15 protein-coding genes are annotated in these 14,058 nt (G+C 70.6%); 11 read left to right on the top strand and 4 right to left on the bottom strand.

What is annotated here, in order from left to right; translation table 11 throughout:
* Window positions 1-8: 8 nt before the first annotated feature.
* Window positions 9-692 carry a glycerophosphodiester phosphodiesterase family protein gene (locus tag G3I78_RS17230; RefSeq protein WP_164425387.1) on the bottom strand — a complete coding sequence of 228 codons (684 nt, stop codon included), beginning with the start codon at window positions 690-692 and terminating at the stop codon, window positions 9-11.
* Between the two features lie 272 nt (window positions 693-964).
* Between G3I78_RS17230 and G3I78_RS17225 the strand changes: the two genes are divergently transcribed.
* The 5 genes from G3I78_RS17225 to G3I78_RS17205 all read left to right on the top strand — a co-directional run bounded on the left by G3I78_RS17225 (window position 965) and on the right by G3I78_RS17205 (window position 5,611).
* Window positions 965-2,362 carry a DUF6421 family protein gene (locus G3I78_RS17225; protein ID WP_164425385.1) on the top strand — a complete coding sequence of 466 codons (1,398 nt, stop codon included), beginning with the start codon at window positions 965-967 and terminating at the stop codon, window positions 2,360-2,362.
* Between the two features lie 83 nt (window positions 2,363-2,445).
* Complete coding sequence (locus G3I78_RS17220) at window positions 2,446-3,195, top strand: SDR family oxidoreductase (protein ID WP_164425383.1); 750 nt, start codon at window positions 2,446-2,448, stop codon at window positions 3,193-3,195.
* Window positions 3,192-4,262 carry a low specificity L-threonine aldolase gene (locus G3I78_RS17215; RefSeq protein ID WP_164425381.1) on the top strand — a complete coding sequence of 357 codons (1,071 nt, stop codon included), beginning with the start codon at window positions 3,192-3,194 and terminating at the stop codon, window positions 4,260-4,262. Before G3I78_RS17220 ends, G3I78_RS17215 begins: the two co-directional genes overlap by 4 nt.
* A 72-nt stretch (window positions 4,263-4,334) precedes the next feature.
* A complete protein-coding gene (locus tag G3I78_RS17210; RefSeq protein WP_164425379.1) occupies window positions 4,335-4,907 on the top strand; it encodes a transglutaminase domain-containing protein in 573 nt (190 codons plus the stop codon).
* An 8-nt stretch (window positions 4,908-4,915) separates the two neighbouring features.
* Window positions 4,916-5,611, top strand: a complete 696-nt coding sequence (locus G3I78_RS17205) for a phenylalanine--tRNA ligase beta subunit-related protein (RefSeq protein ID WP_164425377.1) — start codon at window positions 4,916-4,918, stop codon at window positions 5,609-5,611.
* A gap of 275 nt (window positions 5,612-5,886) precedes the next feature.
* On the opposite strand, the gene G3I78_RS17200 is transcribed toward G3I78_RS17205, so the two are convergent.
* Complete coding sequence (locus G3I78_RS17200) at window positions 5,887-6,615, bottom strand: lysophospholipid acyltransferase family protein (RefSeq protein WP_164425375.1); 729 nt, start codon at window positions 6,613-6,615, stop codon at window positions 5,887-5,889.
* 187 nt (window positions 6,616-6,802) lie between these two features.
* On the bottom strand, window positions 6,803-7,219 hold the full coding sequence (locus G3I78_RS17195; RefSeq protein WP_164425373.1) for a DUF4395 domain-containing protein: 417 nt from the start codon (window positions 7,217-7,219) through the stop codon (window positions 6,803-6,805).
* Window positions 7,220-7,294: 75 nt separating this feature from the next.
* Here G3I78_RS17195 and G3I78_RS17190 point away from each other — a divergent pair, with 75 nt between their 5' ends.
* The 4 genes from G3I78_RS17190 (at window position 7,295) to G3I78_RS17175 (ending at window position 10,476) form a co-directional block, all read left to right on the top strand.
* Entirely contained in the window at window positions 7,295-7,708 is a 414-nt protein-coding gene (locus G3I78_RS17190; protein ID WP_164425371.1) for a thioredoxin family protein, read from the top strand.
* 208 nt (window positions 7,709-7,916) lie between these two features.
* On the top strand, window positions 7,917-8,426 hold the full coding sequence (locus G3I78_RS17185) for a flavin reductase family protein (protein ID WP_164425369.1): 510 nt from the start codon (window positions 7,917-7,919) through the stop codon (window positions 8,424-8,426).
* 227 nt (window positions 8,427-8,653) lie between these two features.
* Window positions 8,654-9,442, top strand: a complete 789-nt coding sequence (locus G3I78_RS17180) for an electron transfer flavoprotein subunit beta/FixA family protein (RefSeq protein WP_164425367.1) — start codon at window positions 8,654-8,656, stop codon at window positions 9,440-9,442.
* Window positions 9,443-9,513: 71 nt separating this feature from the next.
* Window positions 9,514-10,476, top strand: a complete 963-nt coding sequence (locus G3I78_RS17175; RefSeq protein WP_164425365.1) for an electron transfer flavoprotein subunit alpha/FixB family protein — start codon at window positions 9,514-9,516, stop codon at window positions 10,474-10,476.
* Window positions 10,477-10,530: 54 nt separating this feature from the next.
* Here G3I78_RS17175 and G3I78_RS17170 read toward each other — a convergent pair whose 3' ends face one another.
* On the bottom strand, window positions 10,531-11,424 hold the full coding sequence (locus G3I78_RS17170) for an endonuclease/exonuclease/phosphatase family protein (RefSeq protein ID WP_164425363.1): 894 nt from the start codon (window positions 11,422-11,424) through the stop codon (window positions 10,531-10,533).
* 189 nt (window positions 11,425-11,613) lie between these two features.
* Between G3I78_RS17170 and G3I78_RS17165 the strand changes: the two genes are divergently transcribed.
* Together G3I78_RS17165 and G3I78_RS17160 are read left to right on the top strand one after the other, a co-directional pair.
* Window positions 11,614-12,924 carry an aldolase/citrate lyase family protein gene (locus G3I78_RS17165; RefSeq protein ID WP_164425361.1) on the top strand — a complete coding sequence of 437 codons (1,311 nt, stop codon included), beginning with the start codon at window positions 11,614-11,616 and terminating at the stop codon, window positions 12,922-12,924.
* 95 nt (window positions 12,925-13,019) lie between these two features.
* On the top strand, window positions 13,020-14,058 hold a 1,039-nt coding region (locus G3I78_RS17160; protein WP_164425359.1), incomplete at its 3' end, for a serine/threonine-protein kinase.

Here is a 14,058-nt window from a genome sequence, read left to right as displayed (position 1 = left end):
GCCCCGGATCAGGCGGTGAAGCGGCCGGTGCGCTTGATCTCCGGGTAGTCGGTCGTGGCGCCGTCCAGCTCCAGGGCGCGGACCAGCCGCAGCTGGTCCTGGGTGTTGACGACCCAGCCGATGATCCGCAGATCCGCCTTGCGGGCCGCCTCCACCACCTCCAGGGTGACGCGGCGGATGTTGAGGCAGACGGTCCCGGCACCGGCCGCCACGGCGCGGTCCACGATGTCGGGGCCGAACCGGCTGCCGATCAGCGCGGTCCGCACCCCGGGCACCAGCCGGGCGATCTCGGCGACGGCCTCGTCGTGGAACGAGGACACCTCGACGCGCGCGGCCAGATCCCGCCGGTGCATGACCTCGGCCAGCGCCCGGGCCGCGGCGACGTCCTTGATCTCGGCCTGGAGCGGCGACCGTACGGCGTCCAGGACCTCCTCGAACTCCGGCACCCGCTCACCGCGGCCCGCGTCCAGGGCGCGCAGCTCGGCGAGGGTCTTCTCGGCGATCGGTCCGGTGCCGTCGGTCGTGCGGTCCACGTCGGTGTCGTGCATGACGACGAGGGCGCCGTCCTTGCTCAGATGCAGATCGAGTTCGATGACGTCGAGGCCGGCCTGCTGGGCGGCGGTGAAGGAACGAAGGGTGTTCTCGGGTTCGACACCCATGATCCCGCGGTGACCGATGGTAAGGAAGTTCAAGGTTCAACTCGCTTCCGTCGACGGCGGCTCGGTGCAGAGCCGCAGCCTAACGGCTACACCGTGTGATGGACCCTTGCGTACACGAGGGATCGCGGTGACGCGCGGGGCCGGAGTCCTCATCTACCCGGAATCGCGGTGTTCATGGCACGCGGCAGGAAAAAGTTCGGTGACCATTGGGTGCGGCAGGATAACTTCCCGTGTCCGCTCTTGCTGGGAGGAAGCTCGTATGTATACGGTCTTCATACGCGAGGTTCTCCCGTGGAGGATGGGACATGACGGAAATTCTTGTGCAGGCGACTTCGGGGGACCAGGTTCCTCCCGTGACCAGGGTGGTGGAGCACCCGGCATGGCCTGTGCTCAAGGATGCCGTGGAGCGGATCCGGCCATGGCAGTCCAAGGACGGGTCGATCGACTTCGGCGCCGAGGGCGCCCCTGAGCGCGCGGACGCCGAGGCGGTCGTACGGCGGGTCGTCGACACCGTCGAGGAGCTCTCCCCGCTGCTGCCGCACGACGCCGACTACCACGTGGCCCTCGTGAAGGACCTGCGGCGCTGGGCCGAGGGCGGCTTCGAGGTGCCGGACTTCCTCGACTCCCTGCTGGCCTTCCAGCCCGCGGCCAACCGCGCGGACGGCCTCCAGCACCTGGTCGTCTTCCCGATGTACACGCAGAACGGCAACCCCGACCGCAATCTCGAGGCGGTCGTGCTGCGCATGGTGTGGCCGGACTGGCTGGCCGAGCTGGAGCGCACCCGCTACGACAACCCGCTGTTCTGCGGCATCAAGTTCGAGGACTTCACGGCCGGTTACGACACCAACTCCGCCGTGCTCTTCCCGGAGACCATCGCGGTGCGCGAGGCGCCGGAACGCTTCTCCTGGGGCGGCATCTTCTGCGACCGCGAGGCAGCCCGCTTCCGCCGGGTCACCGAGGCCGCCGTGGGCATCCTGGGCGTCGAGCTGCCCGAGGACGTCGCCGCGATGGTCCACGACCAGACGCGCTGCGAGGAGGCCTTCGTCCTGTGGGACATGGTCCACGACCGCACCCACAGCCACGGCGACCTGCCCTTCGACCCGTTCATGATCAAGCAGCGCCAGCCGTTCTGGATGTACGGCCTCGAAGAGCTGCGCTGCGACCTCACCGCCTTCAAGGAGGCCGTGAAGCTGGCGGACGACGGTGTCCCGCAGGCCCGTGACGTGCAGTACGCGGTCCTCTTCGACCGCATGTTCCGCTTCCCGGTCACCGGCGAGCGGGTGCGCAACTACGACGGCCTCGGCGGCCAGCTCCTCTTCGCCTACCTGCACAAGCACGACGTGGTGCGCTGGACCGACAACAAGCTGTTCATCGACTGGCAGCGCGCCCCGCAGGTCACCAACCAGCTGTGCGCCGACATCGAGCAGCTCTACCGGGACGGCATCGACCGCCCCAAGCTCGTGCACTGGTTCGCCGGGTACGAGCTCGTCGCCACCTACCTCGCGCCGCACCCCGGCTCCAAGTGGGCCAAGGGCCCCGACGCCCTCGACCTGTCCCAGCCGCCCCGGAAACTCGTCGATGACGTGCTTCCGGACGAGTTTCCGCTGAGCATGTTCTATGAAGCCCTCTCCAAGAAGCTGCGCAATGTGATCGCCTCGACCCGTGGCATCACGGCGCGGAGCGCCGAGCGGGCCGCCGCGTGAGCGAGCGCGGCACCGGGAACACTGCACAGGCCGCGCGAGCGGCTGCACAGGCCGCTCCGGCGGCAGCACAGGAGGCGAAGAACATGGTGGGGAACGGAGCTCTCAGCGGTGCGGTGATCGCGGTGGCCGGCGCGGGCGGACCCGCCGGACGCGCGACACTCGTGCGGCTAGCCGAGGCCGGGGCGACCGTCGTCGCCGCGGACAACGACCCCGAGCGGCTCGCGGAGGCGGTCGGCGCGGCCCGGGACGCGGGCGGCGGCGCCACCGTCATCGGGGAGCCCGTCGACCTGCTCGACCTGGACTCCACCCGGGACTGGGCGGCCGGCATCGAGAAGGAGTTCGGCCGGGTCGACGGCGTGGTCCACCTCGTCGGAGGCTGGCGCGGCAGCGAGACCTTCATCAAGACCAGCCTCGACGACTGGGACTTCCTTGAGCTGCTGCTCATCCGCACCGTGCAGCACACCTCCCTGGCCTTCTCCGAGGCGCTCCAGCGCAGCGACCGCGGCCGGTACGTCCTGATCAGCGCGGCGGGCGCGAGCAACCCCACCGCGGGCAACGCCGCCTACGCCGCCGCCAAGGCCGCCGCCGAGGCCTGGACCCTCGCCATGGCAGACTTCTTCCACAAGGCCGGGGCCGGCGCGGACCTCAGCTCCGCCGCCACGATCCTGGTGGTCAAGGCCCTGGTGCACGACGCCATGCGCGCCGAGCGGCCCAACGCCAAGTTCGCGGGCTTCACGGATGTCAGGGATCTGGCCGGAGCCATCGCCGAGGTCTGGGACAAGCCCGCCGGAGAAGTGAACGGAAACCGTCTGTGGCTGACCGAGAAGCCGTGAACCCCCCGAAGACCGACGCTCGTCGCCATCACGACCCGCAGGTCCGCGGCTTCGCCAGCGACAACTACGCCGGGGCCCACCCGGAGGTGCTCGCCGCCCTGGCCGTGGCCAACGGCGGGCACCAGGTCGCGTACGGCGAGGACGACTACACCGAGCACCTCCAGGGGATCGTCCGCAGCCACTTCGGTGCCACGGCGGAGGCGTTCCCGGTCTTCAACGGCACCGGCGCCAACGTCGTCGCGCTCCAGGCGGTCACCGACCGCTGGGGCGCGGTGATCTGCGCCGAGAGCGCGCACATCAACGTCGACGAGGGCGGCGCCCCGGAGCGGATGGGCGGCCTGAAGCTGCTCACCGTGCCGACCCCGGACGGCAAGCTCACCCCGGAGCTGATCGACCGGCAGGCGTACGGCTGGGACGACGAGCACCGTGCGATGCCGCAGGTCGTCTCGATCACCCAGAGCACCGAACTGGGCACCCTGTACACGCCGGACGAGATCCGCGCGATCTGCGAGCACGCCCACGGGCACGGCATGAAGGTCCACCTGGACGGCTCCCGGATAGCCAATGCGGCCGCCTCGCTGGACGTCCCGATGCGGACGTTCACCAACGCGGTCGGCGTCGACATCCTCTCCCTGGGCGGGACGAAGAACGGCGCGCTGTTCGGCGAGGCGGTCGTGGTGATCAACCAGGACGCGGTCTCCCACATGAAGCACCTGCGTAAGCTGTCCATGCAGCTCGCCTCCAAGATGCGCTTCGTGTCGGTGCAGTTGGAGGCCCTGCTCGCCAAGGACCTGTGGCTGCGCAACGCCCGCCACGCCAACGAGATGGCGCAGCGCCTGGCCGAGGGCGTCCGTGCCGTTCACGGCGTGGAGATCCTCTACCCGGTCCAGGCCAACGGTGTCTTCGCCCGCCTCCCGCACGACGTGAGCGAGCGGCTCCAGAAACGGTTCCGCTTCTACTTCTGGGACGAGGCCGCCGGTGACGTCCGCTGGATGTGCGGCTTCGACACGACCGAGGACGACGTGGACGCGTTCCTGGCGGCGCTCAAGGAGGAGATGGCCCGCTGACGTCTGCATAGATATGCGATCACCTGAAAAGTCATTGACTCTCGGGTGATCGCTTTTCTATGCTCTGCGGGTATGGAGCTGATCCAGAACACCCCTGACCTCTCTGCCTATCTGGCCGCTGACGAGGTCATCGACCATCATCATCCCGTTGTCCTGGAGGCTGCCGCACGGCTCGCCAGGGAGGCGGAGGACTCGTATGCCTATGCACGGCTGGCGTTCGAGTTCGTGCGCGACATGATCCCGCACTCCCAGGACTCCGGTGACCCGCGCGTCACCTGGCGGGCCTCCGACGTCCTGGAGCAGGGCACCGGCATCTGCTACGCCAAGGCCCACGCGCTGGCCGCCCTGCTGCGCGCCGAGGACATCCCGACCGCGCTCTGCTACCAGAAGCTCGACGTGGTCCACGGCCTGGTCGCCGTACGGTTCAACGGCGCCTGGCACCGCCAGGACCCGCGGGGCAACAAGCCCGGAGTGCACGCGCGGTTCTCCCTTGACGGGGAGCAACTCGCCTTCGTGCCCGACCCGGAGTCCAACGAGGTGGACTATCCGGACCTGTACGCTGAACCGCATCCGGCCGTCCTTGAGGCGCTGAAAGCCGCGCCCGACCGGCCGTACCTCTGGAAGACGCTCCCCACCGCACTCTGAGGCGCCCGATGACCTTCTCCCTGACCGTGTCCGACGAGGTGCGCGCCCTCGCGCCCGGCTTCACGCCCGTCGTCATCGAGGCCCACGGACTCGTCAACGGGCCCAGCAGCGAGGCCAGTTCAGCGCTCCTCGACGACGCGGCCCGCCGTCTCGCCGTACGGCTGGACGGACGCGCCCCGCACCAGGACCCGCACATGACGGCCTGGCGGGAGGTCTACACGGCGTTCGGCGCGAAGCCGTCACGCACCCGCAATTCGGCGGAGGCGCTGGCCAAGAGGGCGCTGTCGGATGGGGGGCTGCCCCGCATCAACCTCCTGGTCGACCTCTACAACGCCGTCAGCGTCGCGTACCTGATGCCCGTCGGGGGCGAGGACCTCGACCGCGTCCGCGGCGGCATGCGCCTCGAACGGGCCACCGGTGACGAGGAGTTCGTGACGGTGGCCGCGGGGGAGGAGGCTGTCGAGCACCCCGACGCGGGCGAGGTGATCTGCCGCGACGACGAGGGCGTGACCTGCCGCCGCTGGAACTGGCGCCAGGGCCCCCGGACAAGGCTCACGGAGGAGACCGTCTCGGGAGTCTTCCTGTTGGAGAACCTGGCCCCGATGCCGGCGGCCGACGCCGAGCGCGCGGCCACCGAACTCACCGAGCTGCTGGAGAAGTTCAGCCCAGGAGTACGGATCGAGCGGGCCCGGGTGATCGGCTAGGGGGTGTTGTCTGGATCAGGCCGGCTGTGAGAGACAGCGCAGATCGGGCAGGCCGAGCGGGGTCTGGTGCGTGCGGCTGCGAGGCGGAGGAGCCGTGTTGATCAGCCGCTGCCGCGGCGGGCGGCGCGATGGGGGCCCCTCCCGCGCGAGGTTGCTTCGAGCGTGGGGGAGTCGGCGACCGACGACAACGCGGCTGGGTCCCCCCGGCGCCCTTGAGGCTGTGGGGGAGTGCGTGCCAGGGCCCGCGACGCCGAACTTTGATCCGAACGACACCCCTAGCGGGCCTCGGCCTCGCGTACCGCTTCCGGGGTCGGTGCGGTGCCTCCGAGGTGCGCCGGCATCCACCAGGTGTCGTCCGGACCCTTCGGCCGTACCGGATACGCCCGCTGAGCCGCTTCCAGCAGCTCGTTGACCCGCTCCCGGACCTGCCGGGTGATGGCCCCGGCGTACTTGTCGCGGGACGCCTCAATGGCCTCGCCGACCCGGATGGTGATCGGGGTGTGGCTGCGCTTGAAGTTGCGCGGGTGGCCCTTGGTCCACAGCCGCTGCGTGCCCCACACGGCCATCGGGATCAGCGGAACGCCCGCCTCCTGCGCCATGCGCGCCGCACCCGACTTGAAGCTCTTCAGCGTGAACGACTGCGAGATCGTCGCCTCCGGGAACACCCCGACGATCTCGCCCGAGCGCAGCGACTCCAGGGCGTGCGCGTAGGCCGCCTCGCCCTGCTTGCGGTCGACCGGGATGTGCTTCATCCCGCGCATCAGCGGACCGGAGACCTTGTGCCGGAAGACGGACTCCTTCGCCATGAAACGCACGAGACGTTTCTGCGGGAGCGCCGCCAGGCCGTTGAAGACGAAGTCCAGGTAGCTGATGTGGTTGCTCACCAGCACGGCGCCGCCCGAGCGCGGGATGTTCTCCGAACCCTTGCAGTCGATCTTGAGGTCCCAGGCCTTGAACAGCGCCTGGGCGAATCCGACGACGGGACGGTAGACAAGCTCTGCCATGGGCGGGGTGAGCCCTTCCTGCTCTGCCGGGGAGGGGAGTTCCCGGCATTAAGTTACGCAGCCGTAGGTTTACGGCATCTCGCAGATCGTGCCCGAAGAACGGGCGGGGAGCCAGCCCTGGTGCCCGACGCAAGCGAGATTCTCGTCACGTCCACCCTGTGATCCACCTTGGGCTTTTAAGCCGCCTTTACTCCGCGCGTACCGTCACCCGGCGCACGAGCAGGTACATCTCGCATCCCAGGCAGTACCCGAACGTGGCGTTGAGGAAGGCGGCCGCGAGCGCCGCCCCGGTGGCGGCGAGACCCAGCCACTCCGGTCCGATCCCGTATCCGACGAGCCCGAGGCTCGCGAAGGCGAGCCCCACGGCCTGCGCGAACCGCGGCGGCTCCGGCGCCTCGAACCGGGTCGGCGGTCCGATCCGCGGCCGTACGGCCTTCCTGAACAGCCAGCCGTACGGCGACCGGCCCACCCCGCCCGCCGCGCCGAGCGCGAACGCCAGCGTCTGCCAGGCCAGCAGCCAGGCGCTGCCCGAGATCAGAACGGCCGCCAGCACGACGGCTGTCACGGCGGCCCCGAAGCGGGGCCCCCTCACGTCAATGTCCATGAACCGAGCATTCCGCATGGGAAAAGATTCCGGGAGCCGGGAATCTTTGCAGTCTCGTGAACGCTTGTGCAGGTCATGACCGGTCTTGTGGTGTGCGTGGCGGTGCTCGCGCTGGCGAGCGCCTACGGAGTGGTGCACCAGCGGCGCGACGGGAGGGTGCGGGTGCGCGGGCGTGACGACGGAAAGCGGCTCGGCGCGGCCGAGTTGGGCGAGGAGTTGGGGGAGCGGGCCACGCTCGTGCAGTTCTCCAGCGCGTTCTGCTCCCCCTGCCGGGCGACCCGGCGCGTGCTCGACGAGGTCGCCGGCATGGTTCCGGGCGTGACCCACATCGAGATCGACGCCGAGAAGAACCTCGACCTGGTCCGCGCGCTCGACATCCTCAAGACGCCGACCGTGCTGGTCCTCGACGCCGACGGCCGGGTCGTACGGCGGGCCGCGGGGCAGCCCCGGAAGGCGGACGTCATCGCGGCCCTGGGGGAGGCGGTTTGACACCGGGTGCGCCCACGGTGAGGCATCTCCCATATGCCGGAACGTACTTGACTGTGCACCGCACCTATCGTCAGCCTGACCGTATGCCTACGGAACTCCTTCTGTTCGGGCGGGTCCACGTCGACCTGGCCCGTACCGCGAGCGCGCGCTGTCCGAGCTGTTGAGCAGCCACGGTTCAGCACGCCACCTCTCGCAGAAGGACTTCCGCATGACGGCCACGCCCGACCTCGGCACTCCCCGGCTCGCCTCTCCCGACCTGCTGCGCTCCGTGTTCCGGCGCCATGCCGCCGGTGTCGCCGTGATCACCGCCGCCGGTGACACCGGACCGGTCGGCTTCACCGCCACCTCCCTCGCCTCGGTCTCCGCCGAGCCCCCGATGCTCTCCTTCGGGATCGGCACGGGCGCCTCCAGCTGGCCCGCGATCTCCCGGGCCGACCATGTCGGCGTGCACATACTCGGCGAGCACCAGGAGGAGCTGGCCGCCACCTTCGCCCGCAGCGGCGCCGACCGCTTCGGTGCCCCCACCGCGTGGCGCGAGGGCCCCGAAGGCGTACCCGTCCTCGACGACGTCCTCGCCTGGCTGGTGTGCCGGGTGCACGCGCGCGTGCCTGCGGGGGACCACCGGATCGTGCTGGCCGAGGTGCGGCTCGGCGATCCCGCGGGCCCCGGCCGGCCGCTCCTCTACCACCAGGGCCGGTTCAACGGCCTGCGCGACTGATCGGATCGTCGGCTCTTCCGGTGGTGTGCGCGCACGTCGAGTTCCGATTACGCTGCGTTGCGAAGGTCACAGTTCAAAGCGCTTGCTTAGCGGGCACGAACTGTATGTACTGGCGAGTAATATTGCGGTCGGAGCGCAGCCCGCCCCGACCGGGATCGGCCGCTTGGGGCGCCTATGCTGCCTGCAAGAGGCAGCCGAAGAAATGACGATGCAGTAGGAGAGCCGGCGTGAGCTTGAGGATCGTTGTCACTGTGAAGTACGTGCCCGACGCCACTGGCGACCGGCACTTCGCCGATGACCTGACCGTCGACCGGGACGACGTGGACGGTCTGCTCTCCGAGCTCGACGAGTACGCGGTCGAGCAGGCGCTGCAGATCTCCGAGAACTCCGACGACGATGTCGAGGTCACCGTCCTGACCGTCGGCCCCGAGGACGCCAAGGACGCGCTGCGCAAGGCCCTGTCGATGGGCGCCGACAAGGCGATCCACGTCGAGGACGACGACCTGCACGGCACCGACGCCCTCGGCACCTCCCTGGTGCTGGCCAAGGCCGTCGAGAAGGCCGGCTACGACCTGGTGATCTCCGGCATGGCCTCCACCGACGGCACCATGGGCGTCGTCCCCGCGCTGCTGGCCGAGCGTCTGGGCGTCCCGCAGGTCACGCTGCTGTCCGAGGTCTCCGTCGAGGACGGCACCGTGAAGGGCCGCCGCGACGGCGACGCCGCTTCCGAGCAGCTGGAGGCCTCGCTTCCGGCCGTCGTCTCTGTCACCGACCAGTCGGGCGAGGCGCGTTACCCGTCCTTCAAGGGCATCATGGCGGCGAAGAAGAAGCCGGTTCAGTCCTGGGACCTGTCCGACCTGGACCTGGAGGCCGAGCAGGTCGGCCTGGAGGGCTCCTGGACCAAGGTCGACTCCGCCGCGGAGCGTCCCGCCCGTACCGCGGGCACGATCGTCAAGGACGAGGGCGAGGGCGGCAAGCAGCTCGCCGAGTACCTCGCGAGCCAGAAGTTCATCTAAGGGTCCTGGCCCGCTGAGGCTCAACCCCCCTTCCGCCCCTCAGACTTCGCAATCCGCAGGAGAGCATTCCCATGGCTGAAGTTCTCGTCTACGTCGATCACGTGGACGGTGCCGTCCGCAAGCCCACCCTGGAGCTGCTGACCCTGGCCCGCCGCGTCGGCGAGCCCGTCGCCCTCGCGCTGGGAGGCGGCGCCGCCGACACCGCCGCCGCGCTCGCCGAGCACGGCGCGGTCAAGGTCCTCACCCACGACGCCTCCGAGTACGCCGACTACCTGGTCGTACCGAAGGTCGACGCCCTCCAGGCCGCCGTCGAGGCCGCCTCCCCGGCCGCCGTCCTGGTCCCCTCCTCCGCCGAGGGCAAGGAGATCGCCGCCCGCCTCGCGCTGCGCATCGGCTCCGGCATCATCACCGACGCCGTCGACATCGAGGCCGGCGCCGAGGGCCCGGTGGCCACCCAGTCGGTGTTCGCCGCCTCCTTCACCACCAAGTCCCGTGTCTCCAAGGGCGTTCCGGTCATCACCGTGAAGCCCAACTCGGCCGCCGTCGAGGCCGCCCCGGCCGCGGGCGCGGTCGAGGCCCTGTCGGTGTCGTTCTCCGCGCAGGCCACCGGCACCAAGGTGACCGGCCGCACCCCGCGTGAGTCGACCGGGCGTCCGGAGCTGACCGAGGCCGCGATCGTGGTCTCCGGCGGCCGCGGTGTCAACGGCGCGGAGAACTTCGCGATCATCGAGGCGCTCGCCGACTCGCTCGGTGCCGCCGTCGGCGCCTCGCGTGCCGCGGTGGACGCGGGCTGGTACCCGCACACCAACCAGGTCGGCCAGACCGGCAAGTCCGTCTCGCCGCAGCTGTACATCGCCTCCGGTATCTCCGGCGCGATCCAGCACCGCGCGGGCATGCAGACCTCGAAGACGATCGTGGCGATCAACAAGGACGCCGAGGCCCCGATCTTCGACCTCGTCGACTACGGCGTCGTCGGCGACCTCTTCGACGTCGTCCCCGCCCTCACCGAGGAGATCAACACCCGCAAGGGCTGATCCCCTGAGCCACGAGGCCCCCGCGACCCCGCACCACGGTCGCGGGGGCCTCGCTCATCCCAGGGTCAGCGTGGCCTGCACCGGCAGGTGGTCGCTCGGGAACTGCCCGTTCACCGCGAAGGTGTCGATCGACGCCCGGTGGACGGTGATCCCGGGCGTGGCGAGGATCCAGTCGATGCGGTCCCCGTCCGGGGTGAGCGGTTCGTAGCCGTGGAACGTGCCGTACAGCCTGCTGCGCTCGGCGGCCGTGTCCCAGGTGTCGACGAGTCCCGTGGCCAGCAGGATGTCGTAGGCCTGGTTCTTGTGGGCGTCCGCGTTGAAGTCGCCGGCTACGATGACGGGCAGGTCGGGGTCGAAGCCGGCGATCAGCCCGGTGAGGTACTCGGCGGCCCGCTCGCGCGCGTACTGGCTCACATGGTCGAAGTGGGTGTTGAGGACGTAGAACTCCCGGCCGGCCACGGCCCGGTCGCGGAAGCGGATCCAGGTGACGATCCGGGGGAGCGCGGCGCCCCAGGTGTTGGAGCCGATCACCCTGGGCGTGTCGGAGAGCCACAGGGTGTCGTGCTCGACGGGGGCCAGGCGCCGGGTGTCGTAGAAGACCGCCGTGGACTCGTCGTGGCTGCCGCCCTCGCGGCCGGTGCCGATCCAGTCGTAGTGCGGTCCGAGGTCGGCGTGGATGTCGCGCAGTTGCTGGTAGAGGCCTTCCTGGGTGCCCATCAGGGTGGGGGCCTGCTGCCGCAGCAGCCGGCGCATCACCGGGCGGCGGACGGCCCAGCTGTTGGGTTCGGTGGTGCTCGCGAAGCGCAGGTTGAACGTCATGACATCGAGTCGGCGGTCGGACGGCTTGGCGGCGGAGGCCGGCAGCGTGCCCATGAGTGGCACGGTGATCGCGGCGGCCACCGCGGTTCTGAGTCCCATACGGCGCGTCATTCTGTTGGTGTCCGTCATGTGTTCCCTCCCGACGAGCCAGGATGATTGTCAGAGCCCGAGTGCGGTAGACGGCGTAGGGGTTCTCGACATCCCGGATGAACGGGGCGGCTCACGCTGTGGACGGGGTGTTGACCGTCGGGAAGCTTCGCAGATAACTTCGCTCTACGGATTGTTGATTCCGCAGAGCGGAAAACAGGAGGATGCGGGATGGGGCAGCAGGAGCAGGTGGCGACGAGCCTCGCGGGTGCCGTCAGCGAGGAGATCAGCGCCTCCCTCGCACCGGTCGACGCCGAACTGGAGCGCCGCTACCCCGGAGACCCCGGCACCCGCCAGCCCGTGCACACCGTCTACGTCCCCGGTGACGTCTTCGCCGCCGACACCGTCCGCTCCTGGGGCGACCGGGCCCTCACTGCCCTCGACGAGCACGCCCCGGACGCCGCCTCCTTCGCCGCGGTCCTCGGCCTGTCCGACGAACTCGCCGAGCCCGTGCACACGCGCGTGCGCGCCAAACTGGAGCAGGAGCCGATCGAGGACCTGCGCGTCGACTTCGAGGACGGCTACGGCCCGCGCCCGGACGCCGAGGAGGACGAGGCGGCGGCCCGCGCGGCCCGGCTCATCGCCGAGGCGTACGAGAACGGCACCGCGGCGCCGTACATGGGCATCCGCATGAAGTGCATGGAGGCGGCCGTACGCGACCGGGGCATCCGTACCCTCGACGTCTTCCTCACCGGCCTGATGGCGGCCGGCGGCCTGCCCGAGGGGCTGGTGCTGACCCTGCCGAAGGTGACGTACGCCGAGCAGGTCAGCGCGTTCGTACGGCTCCTGGAGGCCTTCGAGAAGGCGCACGGCCTCGACGCCGGCCGCCTCGGCTTCGAGATCCAGATCGAGACCAGCCAGTCCATCCTCGCCACCGACGGCACCGCCACCGTCGCCCGCATGATCCAGGCCGCCGAGGGCCGCGCCACCGGGCTGCACTACGGCACCTTCGACTACAGCGCCTGCCTCGGCGTCTCCGCCGCCTACCAGGCAAGCGACCACCCCGCCGCCGACCATGCCAAGGCGGTCATGCAGGTCGCCGCCGCGAGCACCGGCGTACGGGTCTCGGACGGCTCCACCAACGTCCTGCCCGTCGGCCCCACGGCCAAGGTCCACGACGCCTGGCGGCTGCACTACGGCCTGACCCGCCGGGCGCTGGCCCGCGCCTACTACCAGGGCTGGGACATGCACCCCGGCCACATCCCCACCCGGTACGCGGCCGTGTTCGCCTTCTACCGCGAGGGCTTCGAGCAGGCCGCCGGACGCCTCGCCCGGTACGCGGGAAGGGTCGGCGGGGACGTCATGGACGAGCCCGCCACCGCCAAGGCCCTCAGCGGCTATCTGCTGCGCGGTCTCGACTGCGGCGCCCTCGACATCGGCGAGGTGGCCCGGCTGACCGGACTGACCCGGGCCGACCTGGAGGGCTACGCGGCACCCCGGCGCGGCGACCTCACGGTCTCCACGAACCGGCCGGAGAAGTAGCGGACCTGTCACAGTCGCAACCTCCGGCTGGAGTTGTCACTCCTGCCCCGTAGTCTGTACCGCACGCATTGACGTGTCACAGGAACGGGGCAGCGGTGTCTTCGGGGGAGACCAACGAAAAGGGCCAGGACGAGACCGGTCGCCTGCTGGCCGGGCGTTACCGCGTCGTGTCCCAGCTCGGGCGTGGCGGCATGGGCGTGGTCTGGCGCGCCGTCGACGAGGTGCTCGGCCGCGAGGTCGCGGTCAAGGAACTGCGCACCTACACCGACGCGGACGGCCCCGAACTCGCCGATTTGCGGCTGCGGATGCAGCGCGAGGCCCGGGCCGCGGCCCGGGTGCGCCACCCCGGAGTCGTCGCGGTGCACGACGTCGCCGAGGCCGACGGACGTCCGCTGATCGTCATGGAGCTGGTCGACGGCCCCTCCCTCGACCACGTGCTGCGCAAGCGCGGCCCGCTCGACCCGCACGAGGCGGCCGCGATCGGCGCCGAGATCATGGACGCGCTGGCCGCCGCCCACCAGGCCGGCGTGCTGCACCGGGACGTCAAGCCCGGCAACATCCTGCTCGACCGCTCCGGCCGGGTCCTGCTGACCGACTTCGGCATCGCCACCATGGACGACCCGGGCGACGGCTCGGCCACCAGCCTCACCCGCACCGGCCACCTCGTCGGCTCCCTGGACTACATGGCCCCCGAGCGGGCCCAGGGCGCCGATCCGGGCCCGGCCTCCGACGTGTGGGCCCTGGGCGCCACGCTGTACGCGGCCGTCGAGGGCGCCTCGCCGTTCCGTCGTACGTCGACGTTCTCCACCCTCACCGCGATCGTCGGCGAACCCCTCCCCGAACCCCGCCGCGCCGGAGCCCTCGCCCCGGTTCTCGCCCGTCTGCTCGACAAGCGTCCCGGGTCCCGCCCGGAGGCCGACGAGGCCCGCGAACTGCTCCGGGCCGTGGCGGACGCGGGCGGTTCCGACAACGCCACGACCGCCCTGGGCGCTGCGGCACCCCCGGCACCGACACGAGTGGCCACCGAGCCGGACGGCCCGGCCCTGCCGCCGGGGTTCCGGCTGGCGAGCGCGGCAGGTGCGGGTGCGGCCTCGGGAGGCGCGGCCCCGGCGGGCGCGGCCCCGGGCAGCGAGG

Source organism: Streptomyces sp. SID13726 (assembly GCF_010548375.1).
Taxonomy (GTDB): domain Bacteria; phylum Actinomycetota; class Actinomycetes; order Streptomycetales; family Streptomycetaceae; genus Streptomyces.
This window is presented reverse-complemented; position numbering and strand designations above follow the sequence as displayed.